At 41.2% G+C, this 25,798-nt stretch carries 23 protein-coding genes; 13 read left to right on the top strand and 10 right to left on the bottom strand.

Annotated elements, in window-relative coordinates; translation table 11 throughout:
- Nucleotides 1–136 precede the first annotated feature (136 nt).
- Entirely contained in the window at nucleotides 137–808 is a 672-nt protein-coding gene (locus H6G74_RS15965) for an N-acetylmuramidase family protein (RefSeq protein WP_190968603.1), read from the bottom strand.
- Nucleotides 809–1,165: 357 nt separating this feature from the next.
- Here H6G74_RS15965 and H6G74_RS15960 point away from each other — a divergent pair, with 357 nt between their 5' ends.
- Nucleotides 1,166–1,786: a Uma2 family endonuclease gene (locus H6G74_RS15960; protein WP_190968602.1), complete on the top strand. Its 621-nt coding sequence runs from the start codon at nucleotides 1,166–1,168 to the stop codon at nucleotides 1,784–1,786.
- A 117-nt stretch (nucleotides 1,787–1,903) separates the two neighbouring features.
- On the opposite strand, the gene H6G74_RS15955 is transcribed toward H6G74_RS15960, so the two are convergent.
- Nucleotides 1,904–3,196, bottom strand: coding sequence for an APC family permease (locus tag H6G74_RS15955; protein ID WP_190968601.1), 1,293 nt, complete (start codon nucleotides 3,194–3,196; stop codon nucleotides 1,904–1,906).
- 350 nt (nucleotides 3,197–3,546) lie between these two features.
- On the opposite strand from H6G74_RS15955, the gene H6G74_RS15950 reads away from it, so the two are divergent.
- On the top strand, nucleotides 3,547–5,310 hold the full coding sequence (locus tag H6G74_RS15950) for an iron uptake porin (RefSeq protein WP_190968600.1): 1,764 nt from the start codon (nucleotides 3,547–3,549) through the stop codon (nucleotides 5,308–5,310).
- Nucleotides 5,311–5,438: 128 nt separating this feature from the next.
- Here H6G74_RS15950 and H6G74_RS15945 read toward each other — a convergent pair whose 3' ends face one another.
- Both H6G74_RS15945 and H6G74_RS15940 read right to left on the bottom strand, forming a co-directional pair.
- Nucleotides 5,439–6,032 carry a Uma2 family endonuclease gene (locus H6G74_RS15945; RefSeq protein ID WP_190968599.1) on the bottom strand — a complete coding sequence of 198 codons (594 nt, stop codon included), beginning with the start codon at nucleotides 6,030–6,032 and terminating at the stop codon, nucleotides 5,439–5,441.
- Between the two features lie 50 nt (nucleotides 6,033–6,082).
- Nucleotides 6,083–6,676, bottom strand: a complete 594-nt coding sequence (locus H6G74_RS15940; protein WP_190968653.1) for a Uma2 family endonuclease — start codon at nucleotides 6,674–6,676, stop codon at nucleotides 6,083–6,085.
- An 86-nt stretch (nucleotides 6,677–6,762) separates the two neighbouring features.
- On the opposite strand from H6G74_RS15940, the gene H6G74_RS15935 reads away from it, so the two are divergent.
- From H6G74_RS15935 to H6G74_RS15925, 3 genes are all read left to right on the top strand, one after another.
- Nucleotides 6,763–7,128: a hypothetical protein gene (locus H6G74_RS15935; protein WP_190968598.1), complete on the top strand. Its 366-nt coding sequence runs from the start codon at nucleotides 6,763–6,765 to the stop codon at nucleotides 7,126–7,128.
- A 95-nt stretch (nucleotides 7,129–7,223) separates the two neighbouring features.
- Nucleotides 7,224–7,574, top strand: a complete 351-nt coding sequence (locus H6G74_RS15930; protein ID WP_190594683.1) for a YtxH domain-containing protein — start codon at nucleotides 7,224–7,226, stop codon at nucleotides 7,572–7,574.
- Nucleotides 7,575–7,585: 11 nt separating this feature from the next.
- Nucleotides 7,586–8,122 carry a hypothetical protein gene (locus tag H6G74_RS15925; RefSeq protein WP_190968597.1) on the top strand — a complete coding sequence of 179 codons (537 nt, stop codon included), beginning with the start codon at nucleotides 7,586–7,588 and terminating at the stop codon, nucleotides 8,120–8,122.
- 176 nt (nucleotides 8,123–8,298) lie between these two features.
- Here H6G74_RS15925 and H6G74_RS15920 read toward each other — a convergent pair whose 3' ends face one another.
- Entirely contained in the window at nucleotides 8,299–8,646 is a 348-nt protein-coding gene (locus tag H6G74_RS15920; protein ID WP_190968596.1) for a hypothetical protein, read from the bottom strand.
- Nucleotides 8,647–8,820: 174 nt separating this feature from the next.
- Complete coding sequence (locus H6G74_RS15915) at nucleotides 8,821–9,381, bottom strand: DUF3611 family protein (protein ID WP_190968595.1); 561 nt, start codon at nucleotides 9,379–9,381, stop codon at nucleotides 8,821–8,823.
- Nucleotides 9,382–9,972: 591 nt separating this feature from the next.
- Between H6G74_RS15915 and H6G74_RS15910 the strand changes: the two genes are divergently transcribed.
- Both H6G74_RS15910 and H6G74_RS15905 read left to right on the top strand, forming a co-directional pair.
- The gene (locus tag H6G74_RS15910; protein WP_190968594.1) at nucleotides 9,973–10,320 is read left to right on the top strand and encodes a PadR family transcriptional regulator; all 348 of its coding nucleotides are present in this window, start codon (nucleotides 9,973–9,975) and stop codon (nucleotides 10,318–10,320) included.
- A 52-nt stretch (nucleotides 10,321–10,372) separates the two neighbouring features.
- Nucleotides 10,373–10,906, top strand: coding sequence for a cofactor assembly of complex C subunit B (locus H6G74_RS15905; protein WP_190968593.1), 534 nt, complete (start codon nucleotides 10,373–10,375; stop codon nucleotides 10,904–10,906).
- A gap of 401 nt (nucleotides 10,907–11,307) precedes the next feature.
- On the opposite strand, the gene H6G74_RS15900 is transcribed toward H6G74_RS15905, so the two are convergent.
- Nucleotides 11,308–11,625 carry a DUF3155 domain-containing protein gene (locus H6G74_RS15900; RefSeq protein WP_062294629.1) on the bottom strand — a complete coding sequence of 106 codons (318 nt, stop codon included), beginning with the start codon at nucleotides 11,623–11,625 and terminating at the stop codon, nucleotides 11,308–11,310.
- A gap of 486 nt (nucleotides 11,626–12,111) precedes the next feature.
- Between H6G74_RS15900 and H6G74_RS15895 the strand changes: the two genes are divergently transcribed.
- The gene (locus tag H6G74_RS15895) at nucleotides 12,112–13,455 is read left to right on the top strand and encodes a GAF domain-containing sensor histidine kinase (protein WP_190968592.1); all 1,344 of its coding nucleotides are present in this window, start codon (nucleotides 12,112–12,114) and stop codon (nucleotides 13,453–13,455) included.
- Between the two features lie 176 nt (nucleotides 13,456–13,631).
- On the opposite strand, the gene H6G74_RS15890 is transcribed toward H6G74_RS15895, so the two are convergent.
- The 3 genes from H6G74_RS15890 to H6G74_RS15880 form a co-directional block, all read right to left on the bottom strand.
- A complete protein-coding gene (locus tag H6G74_RS15890; RefSeq protein WP_190968591.1) occupies nucleotides 13,632–14,873 on the bottom strand; it encodes an S-layer homology domain-containing protein in 1,242 nt (413 codons plus the stop codon).
- A 312-nt stretch (nucleotides 14,874–15,185) separates the two neighbouring features.
- Entirely contained in the window at nucleotides 15,186–15,872 is a 687-nt protein-coding gene (locus tag H6G74_RS15885) for an Npun_F0296 family exosortase-dependent surface protein (protein ID WP_190968590.1), read from the bottom strand.
- Between the two features lie 436 nt (nucleotides 15,873–16,308).
- Nucleotides 16,309–17,016: a conjugal transfer protein TrbI gene (locus tag H6G74_RS15880; RefSeq protein WP_190968589.1), complete on the bottom strand. Its 708-nt coding sequence runs from the start codon at nucleotides 17,014–17,016 to the stop codon at nucleotides 16,309–16,311.
- A 368-nt stretch (nucleotides 17,017–17,384) separates the two neighbouring features.
- Here H6G74_RS15880 and H6G74_RS15875 point away from each other — a divergent pair, with 368 nt between their 5' ends.
- From H6G74_RS15875 to H6G74_RS15855, 5 genes are all read left to right on the top strand, one after another.
- Complete coding sequence (locus H6G74_RS15875) at nucleotides 17,385–18,032, top strand: class I SAM-dependent methyltransferase (protein ID WP_190968588.1); 648 nt, start codon at nucleotides 17,385–17,387, stop codon at nucleotides 18,030–18,032.
- Between the two features lie 504 nt (nucleotides 18,033–18,536).
- Nucleotides 18,537–21,563: an exonuclease subunit SbcC gene (sbcC, locus tag H6G74_RS15870; RefSeq protein WP_190968587.1), complete on the top strand. Its 3,027-nt coding sequence runs from the start codon at nucleotides 18,537–18,539 to the stop codon at nucleotides 21,561–21,563.
- 205 nt (nucleotides 21,564–21,768) lie between these two features.
- Nucleotides 21,769–22,530 (top strand): hypothetical protein, encoded by a 762-nt coding sequence (locus tag H6G74_RS15865; RefSeq protein ID WP_190968586.1) that lies wholly within the window; start codon nucleotides 21,769–21,771, stop codon nucleotides 22,528–22,530.
- Nucleotides 22,505–22,681: a hypothetical protein gene (locus H6G74_RS15860; RefSeq protein WP_190968585.1), complete on the top strand. Its 177-nt coding sequence runs from the start codon at nucleotides 22,505–22,507 to the stop codon at nucleotides 22,679–22,681. The genes H6G74_RS15865 and H6G74_RS15860 overlap by 26 nt, the downstream gene beginning before the upstream one ends.
- A 543-nt stretch (nucleotides 22,682–23,224) precedes the next feature.
- Nucleotides 23,225–25,606 (top strand): phosphoketolase family protein, encoded by a 2,382-nt coding sequence (locus tag H6G74_RS15855; protein ID WP_190968584.1) that lies wholly within the window; start codon nucleotides 23,225–23,227, stop codon nucleotides 25,604–25,606.
- Nucleotides 25,607–25,798 lie beyond the last annotated feature (192 nt).

The raw sequence follows: 25,798 nt of genomic DNA, 5'->3' as shown, positions 1-25,798 counted from the left end.
ACTACAAACTTTAAAAATATAATTAGCCTGCCTCGCAGGCTTCGTTTGTATAGCCCCAGACTTCAGTCTGAGGGCTATATATTGAGAGTGAATGCACACATCTTTGTGCTTCATTCCTGTAATGAACAGAAAAATTCTATAGAGCTTTTTTGTAAGCTGCTTCCAACTTGGTATGATAGTTATTCTTTTTATAACCAGGGCCATTGTAACCCCTAGCAAAACCATCCCAATCTTTTCGCTTTAGCTCATCTAACAAATTATTATTCACAATAAAATTCATCATGTGTCTGGCTTGCCAGTACTCTCCAGCAAAGTTTTCTTCAATAAACTGCTGAATCGAAGCACAACCCGTAGCAGGATAATTAAAACCCATCACTTGCCCCAATCCAAAAGATGCGCTTTTTAAAGCCTGAACTTCATCAAATGCCATTGCATCTAGCAATCTGTCCCACTCGCTGGAACCATCTTTATATTTACTTTTATCCCAACTAGGATAAGACAAATCAGGACGACTTTTAGAAACAGGTTTAGGAGTTAATTTATAAAACCAATGCCCTTCAAACAAAATTTTTGGGCGTGCTGGAGATGCTTCTTTCAACAAAAATCCAGAACCATTAGATTCAACTTCCATCACAGCTTTAACTAAGGCTACTTCTAGTCCAAATTCATTGCTTAAATCTTTATAATCTGATTCAGATAATGCTGATTGAACATATCCTGAAGGAATATTACAAATCGATTTTCTACCATCTGGATAAGTAATTAAGGGAAAGGCATATTTAATTCCGGTGTTTACTGGTTTCATCATTTTTCAATCCATTTGATTAAATCAACAACTTACAGCAATTTTCATCGTTAAGAGGTACACAAAAATAGGCAGAGTGTCTCTATGCCCCTATCGAGATGTACTTTACTCAACGGAGAAATGCTGGATAAAAAGTATCTTCTATGAATACTTTCATCTTAATTTGCCAGAAATATGCAGATAAGAGGTTAAAAATTCATCAAAACTGTTAATATTCATCAAGAGACAACGAAAATTTGACCTTTTTGAAGGTTGATGCAATATTCCAGCAGTATCTCAATGTCTCAATTTTTTGGGCGACCAATTCGGGAGCGTTTAGATTAGAGATAATATTTCCACAATCGTAATCATTGATTATCTATGACTCAAGCCATCCCCAAGTTAGTCACCTTTGCGGAATTTGTCGATCGCCTACGTGAAAATTCCGGGGTACGCTACGAATTACATAATGGAAGTATCGTTGAAATGGCACAACCAGTAGGAGACCATGAGGAAGTCAAAGGGTTCTTAGGTATCGAAATCCCTTTTGAAATCAGACGTTTAGGGCTTCCCTACATCATCCCCAATCAAGTTATTGTCAGACCACTAGAAAAAGATTCTGGTTATTTTCCCGATGTGTTAGTGCTGAATCGTACCAATCTGGCAAATGAACCATTATGGAAAAAAGAATCTGTTGTCGGCTTAGGTGCTTCAATTCCTTTGGTAATCGAGGTTGTGTCAACCAACTGGCGAGACGATTACTATATGAAATTTGCTGATTATGAAGAGATGGGTATCCCCGAATACTGGATTATAGATTACGCCGCGTTGGGTGGACGTAATTTTATTGGTAATCCCAAACAACCAACCATATCTGTTTGTAATTTAGTTGAGGGAGAATATCAGGTTAGCAAGTTCCGAGGCGATGACCGAATTATCTCCCAAACTTTCCCTGATTTGAATCTCACCCCAAACCAAATTTTTCAAGCAGGTTTAGTGTAGATTTCACATAGCAGTCCTAGTTGATAGGTGAAACAATAAGGACAAGGGAGACAAGGAACAGAGATGTTGATAAATCATTTAGGATTGCTATACCTGTAACCTATAACCTGTAACCTCTCACCTCTCACCCACCATCCGTCGGATTTTGTGCCAAATTAACCCAGCTACAATTAAACCTAAGCCGACTTGCCAGATAGCCGAGTCTACCCAAAAGGCGAGGAATAAACAAGATAACAAACCCAAGCAGCCTACCCACACAGGATACAGTCTCTCAGATGCCGAAAGTTTGAGAGAGGCTAAATTTGTAATTGCGTAGTAAATTAAAACACTAAAGGCGCTAAACGACCAAGTAGTTTTGACGTTACCCAACAAAACTAAAAGTGCGATCGCACCTCCCACGAAAATTACCGCCCAATATGGGGAATTTTGTTCGCGGTTGAGTCTGGCTAAAAATCTTGGTGCATCGGAACGGCGACCCATTGCCAACAACACACGGGATAAGCCTAAAATTAAGTTCAACAACACACCCAACATTGCTGTCATTGCACCTATAGCTAACACCAAAGCGACACCAGAACCAGCCACACTCCGGGCGACTACTTCTAAAGGTGCGGCTTTGCTTTGCCCTACGGTATTACTTAAAAAATCTGCCCCTACAGCCCCAATTGCCACAGTAGCGACGACTATATATAACAGCATTGTCAGCAGCAAACAGATAATCATCGCTTTGGGTATTGTAACTCTGGGCGATCGCGCTTCTTCTCCCATTGTGGCAATGCGTCCGTAACCAGTGTAAGCCACAAACATCAAGGCGCTGGCTTGCAGTACTGCCCCAGGAGAACTCGTAAAAAAAGGTGTTAAATTTGTCATTCCTACCGTGGCTGCACGAGGTAAACAAACCAACACAAATAAACCTAAAGACAGCAATGTTACTGAAACAATTACCGTATTAGCAGTATTAGACCGTCTAATCCCGCTTAATACAATTCCTGTTATCACTACTACCGCCAACATAGCCACAGGTACAAGCAAACTGTTATTCCATCCGAAAACATTGAGGAAGTAACCAGCAAAACCCAAAGCAGCCGTCGCAGCCGAAGCTGTTTTCGCCACTAAAAACATCCAACCTGCGGTAAAACCAAAAGCCGGAGTCAGATATTTATAACCATATTCATAAGTACCACCACTAACTGCATGATTAGCAGCTAACTGGGCGCTATTCAAACCATTACAAGTAGCTACAATTGCCCCAATTACCACCGCCAGAATTACTGCTGGCCCTGCTATCCCCGCCGCAATTCCAATACTAACAAATACACCCGTTCCCACAATTGAACCCAATCCCATCAGGGTTGCACCAAAAACTCCTAACTCGCGTTTGAGTTGGGTTGGTGAATTGCTAACGGACATCTTTATGTATCTCCTGATTTAGAAAATTAGAGATGTTGGACTTATTGTTGAGGATACCACTCCCCAAAGACGGCAGAGACACGGAATTTTGCCGCTTTATCATTTGTAAAAATATGAGATGTAAAAAATACATCAAAATCATGCTTTATTAGAATTGCTGTGTTTAGCTAAATATCTTTGTTTTAATTTATTGAAAAGCTTATAGAGAAGTATTTTTGGACTTTTCAAATATTTTTATCCAACAAGAGTAAAAATATTTTTTTGTATAGCTCAATACTTTTAAGATGAGTATTTAGACATACAGTAATTGATACGAAAAACCTGAGTAATATTACTGGACAATTTCAATAATGTCTGATATTATACGTCGTTCTTTGGGGATAGCATCAATAGTTATAGGGTTGAATGCGATCGCGGCAACAACTGTATCTGCCAATCCAACAATCCCAAGCAATGTAATTTCTGAGACAGATATTGCAGACTCGGAAACCGAGATGCAAGGTCAAGTCACATCCGTATCGCAACTAACAGATGTGCAACCTACCGATTGGGCATTCCAGGCATTGCAATCATTAGTTGAGCGTTATGGTTGTATTGCAGGCTACCCAAATAGCACCTATCGCGGCAATCGCGCCCTGACTCGTTATGAATTTGCCGCAGGTTTGAATGCTTGTTTGAATCGAGTTAATGAATTGATTGCCAGTAGTACAGCAGACTTAGTAACCAAAGAAGACTTAGCAACTTTACAAAAACTGCAAACAGATTTTGCTGATACTCTGACAGAAGTTAGAGGCCGAGTTGATGCCTTAGAAAATCGCACTGCTATTTTAGAAAGTCAGCAATTTTCCACCACCACTAAATTCAATGGAGAAGTCATTTTTAGTGTGGGGGGCGTGTTTGGTGAAGATAGAGCCATAGACTCTGACCGTTGGCGCAGAATCGAAGGCGGAGTGAGTACGAGAGAAGCTGAATATGCAGCCTCTGGAGGTCGGCGGTTGCAAGATAATACAATATTTAGCGATCGCATCCGCCTCAACTTAGTCACCAGCTTCACAGGTAAAGACCAACTGTTAACCCGTTTAGAAGCAAACAACACCGTATTTTTTAACAATGCTATTACGGGTACAAACATGACCCGCCTTTCTTGGGATGGGGATACAAATAACGAATTTTTGATTGGGAAATTATTTTATCGCTTTCCCGTTGGTGATAAACTCAACGTCATTGTTGATGCTATTGGGGGGGAATTTTACGACAACTTCAACAACTTTAACCCCTTACTAGCATCCATTCCCTTGGGTTCTATTTCTCGCGCCAGTCGTTTTTCTCCGATTTACCGCGCCAGTAACAGTGGTTCTGGGGTTAATTTTGGTACAGGCGTGAGTGTTAACTACAAACTCAGCGACCAGTTTACTTTCTCTGGTGGTTATCTTGCCAGAAGAGCCAATGACCCAACAGAGGGAAGAGGTTTATTTGATGGTAGTTATGGCGCACTAGCCCAATTAGCATTTCAACCAAACAAAAACCTGGCATTAGGATTTACCTACGCCCACTCCTACTTTAGTGGTGCTAATAATGATGTCGCAGTTTCCGGGTTGTATGGTGGTGCTTTTGCCGATCAACCCTTTGGTGCTGGCCCTGGAAGTACAGCCACAAATCCCCGTGGAATTGCCACCTCTGCCAATTACTACAGTTTTCAAACCAGCTATCGTGTCAACTCAAAATTTGTCTTGTCTGGTTGGGTGGGGTATACTCAGGCGATCGCCGAAACTACATTTTTACCAAACGTCAATCGTGGCGATAAAGCCGATATTTGGAATTGGGCAGTTACTTTTGCTTTCCCCGACTTGGGTAAAAAAGGTAACTTAGGTGGTATTATTTTCGGTCAACCGCCAAAAGTCACAGACAATGACTTTGGTGAAAATGTACGGACTGCAACTAGCGCCCGTCGGGAAGACTCTGATACCTCCTACCGTTTAGAAGCATTGTATCGCTACCAAGTTAATGACAATATCTCCATTACACCAGGACTGCTGGTAATCTTTAACCCCGAACATAACAGCAACAACGATACAATTTACACTGGCATCATTCGGACTACATTCCGATTCTAGTAGTCCGCCACACCAACTATCTCAACTCATAGATCCCCGACTTTTTCAAAAAGTCGGGGATCTGAACACCTGCAACCTGTCAAATGAAATTTCTCCTCGTTATGGGGAATCGAATATGTTCTCACATCTCAAGGATTAAGTATTGTAGTTAAAGATAAGATAAATCCTGGCAATACATCTTCACCAGACAATGTAGGTGGTTGTTCAACAGCGAAATTGATCACTTCCACCTCCACACCAGGGCGATAAATTTCTACTAAAGGTGTGAACGGATCAATCAACCAACCTAAACGCGCACCATTATCTCGATACTCCAGCATCTTATCCCGCAATTTTTTGAGAGAATCAGTTTGAAAACGCAGTTCAATCACAAAATCAGGGCAAATGGGCGGAAAGCGGCGTTTTTGTTCAAGTGTCAGTGCATCCCAGCGTTCTTGCTTCACCCAAGAAACATCCGGCGAACGATACGCACCATTGGGTAAGCGAAATTCTGTAGAAGAGTCAAACACTTTTCCCAGATTTGCTTGTTCATTCCAAATGTAAAGTTTAGCTGTCAACCCTGAATTTCTAATACCGCTTTCGCCGCCAGTTGGTGGCATAATGATTAATTCTCCTTCGGCAGTCAGTTCGATGCGCCATTCATCATTGGCTAGACATATTTGATAAAACTGCTCGTCTGTCAAACCTACTGCGGGTGGTATGTTGAGAGTGAGAGGTTCCATCGGTATTTTGCCCATCAGAATTAATGAGGAATTACAAGTTCATCAAACGTTCAAGGATTGAGGATTGTAGTTAACAACAAAACAAACCCAGGTAAGACATCTTCACCAGACAATGTAGGTGGTTGTTCAACAGAAAAATTAATCACTTCCACTGCAATACCAGGGCGATAAATTTCTACTAAAGGTGTGAACGGATCAATCAACCAACCCAAACGCGCACCATTATCTCGATACTCCAGCATCTTATCTCGCAATTTTTTGAGAGAATCAGTTTGAGAACGCAGTTCAATCACAAAATCAGGGCAAATGGGTGGAAAGCGACGTTTTTGTTCAGGTGTCAGTGCATCCCAGCGTTCTTGCTTCACCCAAGAAACATCCGGCGAACGATATGCACCATTGGGTAAGCGAAATTCTGTAGAAGAGTCAAACACTTTTCCTAGCTTGGTTTGACGATTCCATAAACCAAGTTCTATGTTAATGTCTGAATTTCTAATACCGCTTTCGCCGCCAGTTGGTGGCATAATAATTAATTCTCCTTCGGCAGTGAGTTCGATGCGCCATTCATCATTGGCTAGACATATTTGATAAAACTGCTCGTCTGTCAAACCTACTGCTGGTGGTATGTTGAGGGTGAGAGGTTCCATCGGTATTTTGCCCATCAGATTAATTTTATTATCTGCGATCGCAACTTCTACCAGACCCAAAAATCAAATTCTTACCTATGTAAACAATGGTTACAGTAGTAGTCATCATTAATACCCTCATTTCCCTATTGCTGTTCTACGTAGCTTGGCAAATCTGGCAAATTAAGGAAAGAATCGCCTGGATAACTGATAGGTTAACCGCCTATGAACAATGTAGCCAAAATCTCCTGTCTCAAACCCCCCAAAATCTTGATATATCTCAGCAAAATATCCGTAACCTGCGACTGGGAAATCAATCTCTACAATTGCAACTTCAGCAAGTGCGGCAAATTGTGAGTCTGCTATTGTTAGGACAGCGACTAAGTAAACGCTATATTCGTCAATCTCATTCTTTCGGGAGAACAAAGACGGTTCCCAAAACCAGAATGAACAACAGCAACCTTTCTAGTTGATCGATTGTCACGATAAATTAACTCGATAAAATCATTCTGGTTATACAAGAGGAAACAAGCCACCTAAAATAAGTGTAAGGAGAGAAACAACTCAGATGTCTAATAACCGTTCTGGAGTCTTTATTGGCGGTATGATGCTAGGAGCAACTATCGGTGCTTTAACCGGTTTGCTAATTGCTCCGCGCACAGGACGCGAAACTCGTAAACTTTTGAAAAAGTCTGCTGATGCCATCCCAGAATTAGCGGAAGATTTATCAACAAGTGTACAAATTCAGGCAGATCGTCTGTCTGCTAACGCATTACGTAACTGGGATGAAACTTTGGATAGACTAAAAGAAGCGATCGCAGCTGGCATTGATGCTAGTCAGCGCGAAAGTCAAGTTCTGCATCGGCAAACAACCGAAGAAGACTCAGATTCAATTCCCCAGCCTTTGGAACGCTCATAGATAGCATAGCCGTGATTGACCCCCTATTTTGGTTGGGACTTTCCCTACTCTTAGTCGCTGCCAGCCTAACTGCTGTTTTAGTGGCGGCCATACCCGCATTACTAGAAGTAGCCCGCGCCGCCCGCAGTGCTGAAAAGTTTTTTGATACTCTTTCGCGGGAGTTACCACCTACTTTAAATTCTATCCGCACCACTGGTATCGAAATCACCGACTTAACCAATGATGTCAGTGAAGGTGTCAAAAGTGCTAGTCAAGTTGTTCAACAAGTTGATCAAGGCATTGATGGTGCAAAAAAACAAGCCCAAAATCTTCAAGTCGGGACTCGTAGCTTTGTAGTTGGCATAAAAACTGCCTGGAAGACCTTTGTGCGTCAGAAATCCTCTAAGCGTACAGTAGAACGTTTACCAATTACCGAAAAGCAACAACTCACATCACGAGAACGAGAAACCTTACGCCAGGAAAATCGCCGCACCAAAGCCGAAGCTTATCGTTCTAATAATGTTTCTAATTGGGATAATAATCCCGAAGATGAAGACTATCTTTCTTAAATTGAGATAAACAAAATTCTCTATGAATTTAAATCCCAAAAACTGATCGGTAAAACTGTAACTTGTAACCTATCACCTGCTATATAGCAATCCTAAATGATTTATTAACATATTTCTCCCTTGTCTACCCTGTCTTCCTTGTCTTTGTTATTCACATATCAACTAGGACTGCTATATCAATTTTTAGAGTCTGTAGTTATAGTTGTGGAATTAGTTTGAGCCAAAACAGTATCGTTACCAGCTTGGCCGTTACTGTCAGTAGCTGTAAATGTTCTAGTATTAATTGTCATCTGCTCTCTATCATCTTTATTCTGCCCAGGGGAAGGCAACCAGTATGCTAATACACTCGTCACCCCACCCCAGTAGAGTGCTGTATTCTGATCATTACTTGGTTTTGACACCAACTGAAAAATACACAATCCCAACACCACACTACTAAAAGCAACTTGTACACCAAATCTCCAAGCATTCTGATCAAAGTTTTGTCTTGGTTGATTTCTTCTGGGGTCAAATGAATTTGTCATAATATCCTCAAAAGATAAATTTCATCCTGAGTAAGCTTTAATACTACTGATGAGTAGTAAGTTTTTTTACAGCTATATGCTAAGTTACAAGCTTGTGTAAGTTGGTTTCGGAAAAGTTAAACGTAAAATTTTGCTTACTGACAGGAAAATCTGAAATCAGCCAAGAAAATCAGATTATGGGCGGTTGATGCGGTTGATAAGCCAAAGCGATGCCACTAATCCAGCAAAGTGGGCGGAAACGGTGTTAGTGTTTGCCTGAACTACCAACATATCCAAACCGCTAATAATCCGCGTTGGATCAAAAAATTGTGTGGTGATGGCTTGGGGAGATATTGATCTAGCTACCAAAGTCCCAACAATCGCCTGCGCCCCTAAAAGTGTGACCAAAGTACCAATCAAATTTATCCACAAGCCTAAGCGTAATACTTGTACAGTTTCGCTTTTGCGTGGGCGGTTACTGGGATTTGAAGATTCCAGTTGTCTCCCAATTCTGGTGTAGCGAAAAGCGATATAAATACCCGCACCTAAAACAATTAATCCACACACCGCCAAAAACACTCCAAATCCAGTCCCTGGATTATTACTAGGGCTACCGGCTCTTTGGGAGAAAATAGCAAACAATAACACAATGATGCTGGAAACCACCCCTAGTACCAGTTGAATCCAAAAACTAATCCAACCAATGAGACGGAATGTTTGAGCGATCGCTCGCAGGGCATCGGAATTTTGCGACATACTAATCAATATACTTAGCACTTGCTAGATTTGCTTAGGATTTACGCAGTGAGACCAAAAATCAAGGGTTTGGGCGAGTCTGGGGTGTAGAGTTATCAGGGTGTATGTATCCAAAACCCTTACATCCCTTCACCCATTCTTCACAGATCATCTTAGTGCGTAAGTCCTATTACTATCACACTTACCAGATGACCTATTAGTAGCTCAAGTAGAACTTCGTCATGAAAGAAAATTTACAGACAAAATGGCATTTTACTTGTAAAATTTCTTCGATGGCATTTTATGCTTATGCAGTTCTAATCGGCTCGGCATCATTTGACACCAATTACAGTGGCTATGCCTCTGTCTTTCTTGCTCCTCACCACACTGCCTAGAGCTTAAATAGGAGCGTAATTCTTACGCTCCTTAGAGTTTCGCTTGTATCCCATGACTTTATCTGCGTGGGGCGTATTTGTTTTACTTTTTTTACGTTGACGCTTTGACAATCATACTTAGTGTTTTTGTATGAATAATTACTTTTATTAGTACTACATACGAAACACAAGGATGATAAACCCCACACTAGGGCATTTTTTTAGCCATTCACCAACCATGAAACTTGAGGATATATATCAATTCTTTGAAAATCCTCCGCCAACTTACCTCTGTCAGGAACTAGCAATTTGTTACATACTGTCTGTCTTACTGCAAGGTGAATCCTACGGCACCGAGTTAATTCAACGTTTAGAAACTGAATATCCAACCTATCGGCTTTCAGATACCGTGCTTTATAGTGCGATCAAATTTCTAGAAGACGAAAGGGCAATTAATGGGTATTGGAAGAAACTCGAAGGACGAGGAAGACCTAGGCGGATGTACCAAGTTTCTCTAGAATGGCAAGTTCAAGCGCAGGATTTAACACGTCTTTGGCAAGAGTACATCAACGGGAGGACAAATTAACTAATAATTAATAATGAATAAATCTCCTCCTGTTAAACAGTAACAATCAGTTATGGATACTGCTATTCTGCCATCTACGTTTCTGCTCACCTTATTGTTATTAGTTGGGTTGTTTTTCTTTATTCGTGCTGCTACCAAAGACCGCACAGAAACGGCTCAACTAATATCTGAGCAGGAAGAAGCTGTATTAATGCCTCAACTACAGGATTATTTTCGTTCACGGTCTTACCGAGTGGCAGAGGTAGACCGTGATCAAAATCAAGTCACGTTTGAGGGTTTTGTCCAACCCAGCTTATTTTTAGCAATTTTTTTAACCCTACTTGCAACTGTAGGTTTAATTTGTTTATCTTTTGTTTTGTCACTGCTTCTGCCCAACATCAGCAGTTTTTTTCTGGGAATAATTCTGTTAGCACCTTTGAGCGGTCTATTTTATTGGAAAAAAGCAGGAAGAACCGAGAAAGTCTTGCTTCATCTGCAAAAAGCTAATCAAGATGAACCAAACTCTCTAGGGAAGATTACTGTAACTGCCCATCGAGATGAACTGATTGAGTTACAGAAGGCACTCGACTTAAAGCTGAGTGATTAAACTTTGTTTTTTAAGTTTCCTCTAGTGATGAGCGAGAGGAAATAAACAATAGGGAGTAGGAAAGAGGATTGTTGGGATGTAAATTCTCTCTGTAACCAAACGTCTTAGAGAAAAACGTATCTTGTAACGTAGCTCTCAAAAGCAAAGTAAAACTTTACTCTCGCTTTTAGATGCTCTGTATCACTCTTTCTCACTCCCTGATGTGTATTTAGTTGATAATTCAACTTACACAAACCAAATTGGCTTGAATAAAGTTGTTTGTCCAACTGCCTGGACTACCCTCCACTGGCAAATCAGTGCCAAATTTAAAAAAAATTGAAAATTTTGCATAAACTGAGCAACTTTGCCAGTTAAATGAATATTCAGAACACATTCAACAACGTAAAAGTACCAATTCAAGTTTAACGTGCAGCTACTGCCACAGGTTCTGAACCAGCCGGAGCTTCTAACGTCCGTAGGCTGGGAAACAAGAAATGGTTTTCTTCTACGTATTGGGCACCAAACAGGCCTTTTTCTGCCCAGAAATATCGGTCTGTTGTGTGTTCATTGCGCTTTACGAGTAGCAGAGCGGGTGGCAAGATCCCTTCAGCCTGAATGAATTTTCTTGCTGCTGTCACAGGTTTTTCTTCGCCGCTTTCGATGCTATATTGAGGCACATGCTCTAAAATCCGCCGTCCTTCCTGGCGACGACGACTCTTCCGTTTCCGTCTCCTTGCCAACCTATTTTCCTCCTCTTTCAAGCTATTAGATTGTAGTGATAGCTACAAAATCCGTCGTAATTATAAAAGTTCTAGTTCAAAAAATCAAGAGTTTATAAACTTTTGATACAACGAAAATAATTTTCTTGAAGGCAAATAAATCACAAAACTAGTAAAGTACACAATTTCTTTATTTCTACCATCATTTGAGAAGCTTTCGTTAAGCTTGATCAAAAGAGAGTTAGAATCAAGCTGATTCTTAAAGAAGAATTCAGGAGCCAGTATTCACTAGTCAGAATTAACTATGAGTGAACCAGACCTGCCACTAATTCTAGATGTAGCCTGCCTGAAGGGTAAACCAGCAAATCTTAGATTTTATGTGGAGTTTCACTGTCATTCACCTGTCAGTTACACTCAGTGTAAATTCTGTATTCTGACTCCTGAGTTCTGAGTTCTTTGTTGTCGAAAATTTCTTCAAAGCCTGTGATACTGAGCAATAAATGAAAAATGTTAATGTCTGCTAGTTCAGATTTTGTGGCTTTATGCCGAGAACAAATAACATTATTAGCCCAAGGTTTAGGAGCTTCTTTAAGTGTGGTGTATTTAACACAAGAATTGGTAGAAGCGCCAACAACTGAGGCGAAACTTATTCCTGTGGTTGTTTATCCAGAAACCGCAGGATTACCACCTGGAGAAGAAAATACGGAAGTAAAAGCCCGCAAACAGTTGCAAATTAGTAATATTTTGCTATTACCGCAACAGCAAAAAAGGTTACTAACCGCAGCTACGGAATCTCCGACTGATACAGAACAACCTAATTTCCAACAAGAGTATTTGCTGAGTGGACACCAGATTGTGATGCCTTTAGTTCATGAAGGTGTGATGATGGGATTATTGGTGACATGCAGAGAAGACCGGGCTTGGAATCAACAAGAACAAAATACAATTCAAAAGATAGTTCAAACTTTGGCGATCGCTTGTGTTTTAGATCAGCGTCGCGCTTGGTTACAACAACAGCTACATCAACAACAACTGCTGCAAGAACAGCAACGAGATTTATTAGATAATTTGCTGCATCAATTTCGCAATCCCTTGACAGCATTGCGGACTTTTGGCAAATTGCTATTTAAAAGACTGCGCCCAGGCGACCCAAACCGAGAAGTAGGGGCGAGTATTGTCCGAGAAAGCGATCGCCTCAAAGAATTATTGCAACAATTTGAGCAAGTTATTGATTGGTCAGAATTGGATGTAGCACCACGGGCATTACCAGAAAGTGAAGTGTTTGTAGAGGCAACTGTCCAAGCAGAACCTAAACCAATTTTATTATTGCCAGGTACAGGAGAACAAGCAACGGATTGTTCTTTAGCTGATTTATTGGCACCATTATTACTATCAGCAAAAGCGATCGCCCAAGAACGACACCTGAAAATAAAAACCGAAATTCCCAGAAACTTACCTTTAGTGCGGGTCAATATTAAAGCCTTACAAGAGGTCTTGAATAATATTATTGATAATGCTTTGAAATACACACCCAAAGGCGGCAAAATTTTTATCCAAGTTGGTCAACAAAGAGTTAACTTTTTGGGTGTTGCTATTAGTGATACTGGGCCAGGAATCCCCCAAGAAGACATAGCACATTTGGGTGAAAGACATTACCGGGGTGTACAAGCCCAAACCGAAATTCCCGGTACAGGCTTGGGACTAGCGATCGCAAAACAATTAATTGAGCAAATGCAGGGTGAAATCGAAGTTTTCAGCCCTGCAATTACAACCGCGATCGCATCATCCGATGCACCAGGCACTACGTTTATTATTTGGTTGCCAATTAGTCAAATGAAGTATGAAGTGTGAAGTCTGAAGTATGAAATGGGAAATTTTCTCCTTCATACTTTGACTAAACTCTACACTAGTACAGGTCGGCGTAAATAAACAGACCATAAGAAATTGCTACAAGGCTTGTGGTATCGTTATTCTTTCTTTTTCCTTTTGCCTTTTTACTTTTGCCTTGTTGTACTAGTCCCTAGCCCCTATCTCACTGACACCAACAGATTTTGATTAACGGTCATTTCTAAATCGGTATTGGGGTTAATGGCGATTAAATCAACGCTGTTGCGACCGAAGAACAAGCCAATTAAACCACCGATAGCCGCACCACCGAGAACTTCTTCTGTAGCGATCGCGCGATCGCCTGTCACCGCAGATACCGCAGCCGCAGCCCCAGCACCTAATACTGTATTGGTAATAATGGCTCTTGTACTAGTACCTTTGTTGACGGTTTCGGTTTTGGTAATCACATCAGAAGTAGCAGCAATTTGATACTCCTGACCTGTGGTTAATACTAGTTTCTGTCCTACGAATTGCGAACCGCCTTTGGCTGGTTTGAGTTGACCAACAACTTGACTACCAGCCGGAATGACCACTGTACCATCTTGGGTAACTACGTTTTGGTCAACAGTCAGTGTTAAAGGTGCAGTCTCATCTTTAGTTACCAAGATTTTTTTCGCTTGGTCATACTTCACGGGGATAACAGTTCCTTGGGGAATTGTAATTGAGACGGGTGTTGGTGTTGTGGGTTGGGACGCAACTATATAAGGTGAGTTAATTGCCGAAGCTTGATTAGAACTTACTAAAGCTTGGTAAATAAAAGCAGCTACCTGGGCGCGTGTTGCAGTGGCATTCGGGCTGAGGAATTTAACATTAGGATAGTTCACCACAATTTGCTGTTCTGTCGCTGCCGCAATCGGACTACGGGCATAACTAGCAATTCCTGAAGCATCGTTGAAGTATTGCAGAGTGCTTTCCACATTACCACTAGGGTTATATTGCAAACCATTAGCCAGGGAAACTAACACCTGTTGACGAGGAATCGCTTGGTTCGGCTCAAAACGATTTCCAGGATATCCAGACAGAAAACCGATGGTATAAGCTTGCTGAATGGCGCTAGATGCCCAGAAATTGCTGGGTACATCCACAAAGTTGATTGCTTGCCGTTGTGGTGCTTTTGCAAAAGCCTTATTGACCATTGCAGCAAATTGAGCGCGGGTGACTGCCTCTTCTGGGCGAAAACTACCATCAGGAAAACCAGCAATTACACCCCGTTGAGACAATTCTTGAATAAATTGTGCTGCCCAATAATTAGAAGAAACATCTGTAAAAGTAGTTTGAGCTAAAGAAGGTGTGGCAGTGATAAAAGGTGCGACAGCGCCAGCAGTGATGGTCAAAGCCATAATTGCAGCAGTTTTAGATTGCCAACGATTTAAAGTAAACATTAATTTTACCTCTTTACATTTATTTTGTTTCTGTTAATTACTTAGACAAAAATGGATATAAAAAGTTTCTGGCATTTGATATTTTTTGAAAATATTTTTAGATTTAAATTACAGATATGAATAGGTAATAAGTCATGTGTGTCTATCTCTGATGTATGACTTATTTCCTATGACATATTAAAAATTAATTGATAATTCATTAATAACTATTTCTCATTGTGGATAATCTCATAGCAACATAAAATCACCATGAAAAAACTGCTATGCGAGTTTGTTCACATAGCAGTTATCAAATTAAGCTGGAAAGAAAATTTATCCTTGCACAGCTACTTTCTTTTGTTGACGTTTTAAGAGTGAAGTAGTTCCAAAAGCTCCGATTGCCAATACACCTAACATTGCACTGGGTTCTGGAACACTCTTCGCTAATCTATAGGCGTGGTTATCTGTTTCAAAGGCAATACCATTTGAGCGCATCACAACTCGATCAAATTTTTCCCCTGCATCACCTACAAGATTGACAAATAGATTAGCTTGACCGCTAGTCCAACTACCATCAGCTACAGCACCTGGCACATCTGAGCCACTAAAACTCTTTAACAACTGATCACCGCTATAGATGTCAATATAGTTGTAACTATCCAAGGAACCTGCATAAAAACCGAAGTAATCAACAGCTTCTTTGAAAGCAATACTTACAAAACCACTATCACCTGCAACACCACTACCTGATGGCGCAATTGTCAAGAACTTGGTGGTATCTTGATAGGGTGAAGCATATTGACCACTAACACTACCTTGAACAATGTTAGTAGTCACATTAGAGTAAGTAGCAAATCCATTTGGATCATTTGCTGTCCCATCATCAAAGGTGACAGTTTTAGCATCAGAGTAGCTAGAGAACATACCGCCACTGACAACCATAGTTACGGCACTAGCTGGGTTAGCACTCGCTACAATCACAGTTGTTCCTAGTAAAGCAAGAGATAAATTTTTTAGCATAGTAAAAACCTTGAAGAATGGGTGTAAATTAGCAATGATGATTGATTTCAAACCATCTATAATCGCCTGGTTTGATGATTGCACCTATGCAGGAAATAGAAAGATGACTGTTTAATTCCTGTCAGTGAATTTTATTTGTTACAGTAGGACGGAAGATGCAAATTTGTTTGGGTGCTTAATAATTTAATCTTGGTTTTTTTTACTAAAAACTGATACCGTACATCCACTAAATTTCTTCTAAAGAATAAGTGAAGCGAATCTTAGAAGTTATTAACCAGCAAATATTCAGCATGTGACCTGAATATCAAGTAAGACGGTATAGGAATAAAAAGGTTTCAGAAATATTAATTTTTTTATCTATAAAAATGAAGCGATCGCCTGTGTCAATGTCTGGGCGATCGCTGATAGCATGATTAAATTCACGACTGAATTTTAGTTAATAAGTATTATTCCGGGAAATAACTAAATTGCTGGTCAGTGTGATGTCTAAATCTTCTTCTGGTCTGAGAACAAACACATCAGCTTGGTTTTTCCTTAACAGCACACTTGCAGCAGCGCCAACCGCACCACCAGCCACAGGTTCTAACACTTCAATTCTTCTGTTACCAGTTAACAATGAAATAACAGTGGCTGCACCAGCACCAATCGCTGCATCGGTTAAAATTTGACCAGTGTTAGCACCTTTGCTAATTCTTTCGGTTTCGGTAATTGTCCGAGAATTCGCATTAATTGGTAATCTGCGACCAGAAGGAAAGATGAGTTCAGAAGCAACAAATCTCACACCCTTGCTATTATCACTATTTCTGTTGCTGGAGGAACTTCTGCCATATAAATCGACAGGCTCTAATCTACCAACTACTTCAGTTCTAGCAGGGATTAAGACATTTCTATTTCTATCGATGATGTCGTTAGCTATTCTCAGCTTGAGGGACATACTTTCGCCTGGGGTGATAACGATTTTTTCTTTTTCGTAAGTTACAGGCAAAGTTACATTAGCAGGAATTGTAGTTGAGCGTGATTGCCCAAGATTATATTGCGCTTGGGCGGGAGCTAATGCAATCATGGGAGCGATCGCACCTGCTGTAGTTAAGGCCATTGCCATGAATGCAGCAGTTCCAGATTTGAGGCGATAAAGGTGTGTCATAACAAAATTTACGTTTATGTGTGTGACCTGTGTAATGACGAGGTGTTACTGAGATTGTTTCTGACTAATCGTGGAACTATCTCTCGGCATATTCCGTAGGTAATACTGATTGGATGACGAGGAGTATTTGCTATGGTTCCACCAAAATTTATACTTTTGAAATATGTTGCTCACTTAAGATTTTGATACTTCTAATTGACGCAGATTTACTACATTTGTTCCATTATGATTCTGTTTTACATTTTATATCTAAAAATAAAAGTATTTACACGGGCATATAATATACAAAATTTGATAATTATATCTTGTCGAAGTATTGCATAAATAGTTACAACAAGGTATTTACTTATATATTAATGAGTAAGTTTATGCAAGTAGTCAAAATAATTGATGCCTACAATCATGGTGCAGTAGATTATGAACAGATCATGCTGCGCTACTGGCACATTGATCGTCAACCACTGATTGATTCCCTACAACTTCAACCTGGACAAACTGTGCTGGATGCTGCTGTTGGCACAGGACTAAATCTTCCGGCTTATCCCCAAGGTGTAAGCGTTGTGGGTGTAGATTTATCTGAGAAAATGATGAATGAAGCCAGCAAAAAAACTGTCGCCGCAGATATCACTTTTAAAGTTGCTGATTTGCTAAATTTGGATTTTGCCGATAATAGCTTTGATGCTGCTGCGTCCGGTTTTACTCTGTGTGTTGTAGCTGATCCGGTACGCGCTTTGAGTGAGATTTTACGTGTTACAAAACCTGGTGCATTAATCGCCATTCTCGATTATTGTAAATCACGAGATCCAGAGATTGAGAAGTGGCAAGAATTAATCTATGATGCCGCTTTAGAATTAGGCTTTCCCACAGGCAAGATTAAGTGGAATGCGTTGATGGATTACGATCAGTTAATTTATCACAGCAAGTTGCCGATTGAGGTGCTTCAAGATGAGCGCATCGAAAATCCCAATCCATTTTTATGCGGTTGTCAATTACTACTACGAAATTTGAAGGGTTAAGTTCAGTAAATATATAGCAGTCCTGTCTGAGTTGTGAAAAAATATTCTTTTTAACGAACCGCAAAGGACGCAAAGGACACAAAGAAGAAGAAGAAAGAGAATTTCACAAATGATTTAGGATTGCTATATAGCATTTCCTAGTCTACTGACGTACAAACTTATCTAACATATTTGTGTAGGGAGGGAACAGTAAATTGTCTCTGAAGCTTACTTCTGTTTATTAACAAAATAATTTGCGGCGTTGCTGAATCGAGGTATGAATTTAAATGTAGAGACGTTTCATGAAACGTCCCTACAAGGGTTTTATCAGAAAACAAAATGATTTTCATACATGAAATCAGCAACGCCTAATTTGCCCAGCCAGAAAAACTTGCTCATCATATTGTTAATTTTCGTAAAATTACTGACTGAAGGACTAGAATACTGATATCTACCTAGCTAAACTATCTAGAGTGCATCTGTACTGCTTGTTGATTAAAACCTAGATGTGGCGCTATTGCCTCAATGATTCCAGTACAACTTATCCTCAAAAACTTCCTTAGTTACCGTGATGCTACTTTAGATTTTCGTGGTTTGCATACGGCTTGTATTTCTGGTTCTAATGGTGCGGGTAAATCGTCTTTGCTTGAGGCGATTACATGGGCAATTTGGGGTGAAAGTCGTGCGGCTGTTGAAGATGATGTGATTCACGCTGGGGCTAAAGAAGTCCGGGTTGATTTCACGTTTCACATTAACCAGCAACTTTATCGCGTCATTCGCACCAGAATTAGAGGTGCAACCAGTGTTTTAGAATTTCAAATCGAAACGCCTGCTGGTTTTCGTCCGTTGACTGGTAAAGGGGTACGGGCAACACAGGACTTGATTTTAGAACATATCAAACTCGATTACGATACTTTTATTAATTCTGCTTACTTGCGTCAAGGTCGTGCGGATGAATTTATGTTGAAGCGCCCGACAGAACGTAAGGAAATTTTGGCAGAGTTGTTAAAACTCACCCAGTATGATGATTTAGAAGAACGGGCGAAAGAATCTTCTCGACAATATAAGGCGAGGGTGGAAGAATTAGAGCGTTCTTTGGAAGCGATTAAAGTTCAACTGCAACAACGAGAATTTACAGAAGCGCAACGGGTAGAATTAGAAGCTGAACTGAATCAGCTTCAACAGGTGCAAGCTTTTGAGAATATTCAATTACAAAGTTTGCAGGTTGTCCAGCACCAGCGACAAAATTGGGAACAACAACTGAGCTTTGTAAGGCAACAATATCAAAATTTAACTCAAGATTGCGATCGCCTCCACCAAGAACAATCATCTGTTAAAACCCAACTGGCGGAGTTAGCCGCTATCTTAAATCAAGAAGCAGACATTAAAAACGGTTACGCCCATTATCAAAGTCTCCAATCTCAAGAAGAAGCTTTTGCGGCTAAATTTGAACAACACACCCGCGCCACAGCCCTCCGTCAACAAAAGCAGCAGCAATTAACTCAGCAAATTCACGAAATTGAAAGACAACTCCAACAAGTCCAAGCACAACTGGAAGCCTTAGCACAGCAAGAACAGGAAATTCAGCACACCCTCAGTAAATCAGGCGAAGTCGAAGCCGCATTAGGACAACTCAACGCCGCCCGTCGTCGGGTGACGCAGTTGGATGAATTACAAATGCAGGTTTCGCCTTTATTGCAACAGCGTCAAAGTTTGCAAACTTATTTAGATAGAATCCAAGCTAGTTTAGTCGCCAGATTAGAACAAATCCAAGCTACAGAAAATCAACTGCAACGCGCCTCCCAACGCCACCCGGAACTACAACAAGCGGTGATGGCGGTGGCGATGCAAATTGAACAAATGGAGAAAGAGCGAGTTTATTTACAACGGGTGCAAGAAAAAGGTCAAGAAAGAAGGCACTTTATTGAGCGCCTGCAAGGACAGCAACGAGAATATGAGAGGTTATTAGGCGAATTAGACCAAAAATTACAAATGCTTCGCAACCCTGATGCAATTTGCCCATTGTGTGAACGTCCGTTAGATGAGCATCATTGGAATCGGGTTGCTGATAAAACTAAATCAGAATACAAGGAAACTGAGGAGCAATTGTGGGTATTTCGTGAGCAATTAGCTTGTACAGACAGAGAAATTCAGGCTTTGCGGCAAGAATATCGAGCAATTTCCCAAAAATTATCACCTTATGACTCTTTGCGAGAACAACGCGGACAATTAGCCGCCCAACTAGAATCAACCAGCGATGCAGAAGAACAGTTAGAACAACTGGCACAGGAAAGACAACATTTAGAGCGATCGCTCCAAGTGGGTGATTATGCCCAAGATAAACAGCAAGAACTGAGAAAATTAGACGAATATCTGCAACAATTAAATTACAATGAGCAAGACCATGCCTTAGCGCGGAGTGAAGTCGAAAGATGGCGCTGGGCAGAGATTAAACAAGGGCAAATTAAAGACGCACTCAAACGCCAAACTCAACTAGCCGCCCGCAAACCAGAATTACAAGCAACTATCACCCAATTACAAACCAGAATCCAGCAAGAACAAATTGATTCTGAGTGCGCCCAACAAATTACCGCCCTAGAGCGTCAAATTACAGAAATTGGTTATAGTGCAGAGCAGCATAATAACCTACGTCAAGCCGTCCGCCAAAGTCAAGGTTGGCAGTTACGTTATCAACAATTACTCTCAGCCCAACAGCAATATCCCCAATTGCAAGGCAGATTACAAGAACTAGAAGCGGCGAAAACTACTCGGTTGAACGAACGACAACAACTCGCCAGCCAAATTGATGAAATTGTCCAACAACTAGCCCAGTCTGCCAACCCGATTGAGCAAATTCAAGCTTTAGAACAGCAATTAGCTATCCGCAGAAGACAACTTGATGAACAAATTGCCAAATTAGGGCGCTTAGAACAACTCGCCCATCAATTAGAAACCTTGCAAGTGCAGTATGAGGAACAACAACAACAACTGCAAGCTTGTAAAAAACAGTACCGTGTTTACCATGAGTTAGCTTTGGCGTTTGGTAAAAATGGTATCCAAGCACTGATGATTGAAAATGTTCTGCCCCAACTAGAAGCTGAGACAAATCAGTTATTAGCGCGGTTGAGTGCCAATCAATTGCATGTACAATTTGTTACGCAAAAAGCAGGCAGAAGCAGCAAATCTACCAAGAAAAATGCCAAGTTAATTGATACCTTAGATATTTTAATTGCCGATGCCAAAGGAACCCGCGCTTATGAGACTTACTCTGGTGGGGAAGCCTTTAGAATTAACTTTGCCATTCGGTTAGCAATGGCGAAATTATTAGCACAAAGGGCGGGGGCGGCGTTGCAACTGTTAATTATCGACGAAGGCTTTGGTACACAAGATGCCGAAGGATGCGATCGCCTGATTGCAGCCATAAATGCGATCGCCTCTGATTTCGCCTGTATCCTCACCGTTACCCACATGCCCCACCTCAAAGAAGCCTTTCAAGCCAGAATTGAAGTGCATAAGACTCAACAAGGTTCACAGGTAAGGTTGTCGGTTTAGGAAAAACAAGAAATTTCCCTTTTTCTTGCGGTTCTAAGTTAGTTGTATACAACTGGATTAAGCCTAAATAATTTGTAGTTGGTAATTTCAGTAGCGAAATTTAGCATAAAACATAGCAAAACTAGTGAAATGACTGAATAGGGTACTGTTATTGACATTTGTCAATTAACAGATTGCACCTTATTCATGATTTTGGAGCAATACAGTGTCAAAAACCTCCTTAGCAGCACGACTTTTGACTAATGTTGGAACTGCATTAGCTTTTACCCTTTCATCCTTTGTCTATCCAGAAGTAACCACAGCACAGTCTCTAAGGACTATATGTGGCTTCACACCTCCGCCTGGTTATGTGGCTGTTGGTTATCGTTATTTACCTGAATGCCGTACAGGAGGAACTACAGATACTTCGCCAAATGCTGTTACCATCCGAACTCCCTCATCAGGATTAACGATATGCGGCTTCACACCCCCTAATGGTTATGTGGCTGTTAATTATACTTATTCGTCGGAATGCCGTAAAGAAGGACTTTCAGGTACTTCACAAAATGCTGCTGTTATCCGAACGCCCTCATCAGGATTAACGATATGCGGCTTTACACCCCCGACTGGTTATGTGGCTGTTAATTATATTTATGCGTCAGGATGTCGTACAGGATTAAGTACAGGTACTTCACAAAATGCTGCTACCATCCGAACTCCCTCTTCAAGATTAACGATATGTGGCTTCACACCCCCGACTGGTTATGTGGCTGTTCGTTATACTTATGTGTTGGAATGCCGTCAGCAACAAACGACAAGTACATCTGACAACGCTAGTGTTCTCGAAACTCCCGTTACAGGGTTAACAATATGTGGTTTGACACCACCTTCTGGTTATGTGGCTACTCGTTATGTTTATACCTCTGACTGTGATAGAGGAGGAACTATAGGTAATGCTAACAATGCCTCTGTCATCGCATCTATATGAGGGCAGAGTAGGCTCACCTGCATTTGATGTGAAGTATTACCTGGATAGATATCCTGACTTAAAGCAAGCTTACGGCACTAATTACAAAGCTGCCACTGAACATTGGTTAAATCAAGGTTTACCTATTGAGGGCAGAATTGGAGCGCCTTAAAAATTCGATGGAGAATTCTGATGATTGCTTATTCTCAATTGTTGCTGTTCTGGGAAATGTTTGTGATTTAAAAGCAAGCTATGGATTCTCCATCTAACACTATGATTCAATTCTGATTTCGGTGATCATTAAATGAATGTAGAAAACTGAACAGATGCACGCAGATAAATTCGTACCTTCACAGACTAGTGAAGGCTAGATTCTTTAATATTTTTTAGTAAAAGTAATATTTCTTTAATAAGATTATCTTTTCTAAACCAACTTCTATAGTGAATTTTTGGCATTTGTCATAAATGGTTTAAAAAAATCTTAAAACTAGCGAATCATCTTGGTTATATCTGCTACTCTCTCAAGCAGGAGATAGTCGGGAATTATTTATCACTCACTAAAAATTTTCACACCAGCGATCGCAACAACAAAGTACAAGTTTTTCCTGATTGGCGCTGGAAAAAATTTGTCATGAGTAGGATGGCCGTTATTGCATAGACCACTACACTAGCTTACGAAACAAGGTCAAAATCCTGTTGTATACGGAAATTTGTTATGACTTTAGCAATCTCTCCACAAACAAAGCCTTTAACAGACGAAGAATTGCAGAAAATTAACGCCTACTGGCGGGCGGCGAACTATTTGTCAGTAGGGCAAATCTATCTACTAGACAATCCACTGCTGAGAGAAACCCTGAAAATCGAACACGTCAAACCCCGACTTTTAGGACATTGGGGAACAACACCAGGGCTGAATTTGATTTATGTCCATCTCAACCGCATCATTAAAAAATATGATACGGACATAATTTATATTGCTGGCCCTGGTCATGGCGGCCCTGGCTTAGTGGCGAACACCTACCTAGAAGGAACTTACAGCGAATACTATCCCAACATTTCCCAAGATGTTGAGGGAATGAAGCAGTTGTTCAAACAGTTTTCTTTCCCTGGTGGGATTCCTAGTCACGTCGCCCCCGAAACCCCTGGTTCAATTCACGAAGGTGGGGAATTGGGTTATGCCTTGGTACACGCTTTTGGTGCAGCTTTCGACAACCCTGATTTGATTGTGGCGGCGGTTGTGGGTGATGGTGAAGCTGAAACTGGGGCTTTAGCTACAAGTTGGCACTCCAATAAGTTTCTCAACCCAGTGAATGACGGGGCAGTTTTGCCGATTCTGCACCTCAACGGCTATAAAATTGCTAACCCAACAGTGTTGTCTCGCTTAAGCGATGAAGAATTAGAAAGCTTATTTGTGGGTTATGGCTATAAACCTTACTTTGTCGAAGGTTCCGAACCCACAGACGTGCATCAACAGATGGCAGCAACCTTAGATACAATCATTTCCGAAATTCAAAACATCCAAAGAGAAGCCCGCGTACATGGATTTATAGAACGTCCACGCTGGCCGATGATTATTTTGCGAACCCCCAAAGGCTGGACAGGGCCAAAAGAAGTTGATGGTAAGAAAACCGAAGATTTTTGGCGATCGCATCAAGTCCCCTTTGGTGCGATCGCGCAACAGCCACAACATTTAAAATTACTCGAAGACTGGATGAAGAGTTACAAACCCGAAGAACTCTTCGACGCAAACGGTAAACTCATCCCCGAACTCGCCCAATTAGCCCCCACAGGCCTGCGGCGGATGGGCGATAATCCCCACGCTAACGGCGGTATCTTGTTGCGTGATTTGCGAATGCCCAACTTCCAAGATTATGCCGTACATATTCCCCAACCCGGCAAAGTCGAAGCAGAAGCCACCAAAGTCACAGGCCAATTCCTCCGGGATGTGATGAAACTCAACCTCGACAGCCGGAATTTCCGCGTTTTTGGCCCTGATGAAACCGCCTCCAATCGTTTAGATGCCATCTTTGAAGTCACCGATAGAACTTGGGTTTCCAAAATCCTGCCCGAAGACGAACACCTCTCACCCAACGGTCGGGTAATGGAAATTCTCAGCGAAACCAATTGTCAAGGTTGGTTAGAAGGCTATCTCCTGACTGGTCGTCATGGATTCTTCTCCTGCTACGAAGCATTTATCCATATCATTGACTCCATGTTCAACCAGCACGCCAAATGGTTGAAAACCACGCGCCATATTTCCTGGCGCAGACCAGTTGCTTCCCTAAATTACTTACTCACCTCTCACGTTTGGCGACAAGACCACAACGGCTTCTCGCACCAAGACCCTGGTTTTATCGACCATGTAGTCAACAAAAAATCAGAAGTAATTCGCGTCTATCTTCCCCCCGATGCCAACACCTTACTTTCTGTAACCGACCACTGCCTAAGAAGCCGGAACTATGTCAACGTGATTATTGCCGGCAAACAACCAGCCTTGCAGTATCTGGATATGGATGCAGCCATTAAACACTGCACCAAAGGCATAGGCATTTGGGAATGGGCAAGTAACGACCAAGGTAGTGAACCAGATGTAGTCATGGCTTGTGCTGGGGATGTACCCACCTTAGAAACCTTGGCGGCTGTGGATATGCTGCGTCAATTCTTCCCAGACTTAAAAGTTAGGGTGGTCAACGTCGTTGATTTGATGACATTACAGCCAAAAAGTGAGCATCCTCACGGTTTAAGTACCAAAGACTTCGATACAATTTTCACAACCGATAAACCAATTATCTTCGCCTTTCATGGCTATCCTTGGTTAATCCATCGGTTAACCTATCGGCAAACCAATCATCAGAACCTCCATGTCCGTGGTTACAAAGAAGAAGGCACGACCACAACACCCTTTGATATGGTGGTTCTCAACGACCTCGATCGCTATCATTTGGTTATGGATGTAATCGATCGCGTCCCGAAACTAGGTTACAAAGCCGCATACATCAAACAACACCTACAAGATAAGCTGATCAAACACAAACACTACATTTCCCAATACGGCGAAGATATGCCCGAAATCCGCAACTGGCAGTGGCCGTATTAAAACAGTGAACAGTGAACAGTTATCAGTAAACAGTGAACAGTTATCAGTTCACTGTTCACTGTTTACTGATAAAATCCCAAAACCTTAAAAGATATCTAACAAAATGCGTTTAGGTGTCTAATACTGTCACGATCAGCTCAGTCAGACCAAAATTAACCCAGCTAAATGCCGCGCTGAAACGGAGAACAGACC

Source organism: Nostoc spongiaeforme FACHB-130, assembly GCF_014698475.1.
GTDB lineage: Bacteria > Cyanobacteriota > Cyanobacteriia > Cyanobacteriales > Nostocaceae > Nostoc_B > Nostoc_B spongiaeforme.
Note: the sequence above shows the minus strand (reverse complement) of the source record. Positions and strands in the feature narration are given on the sequence as shown.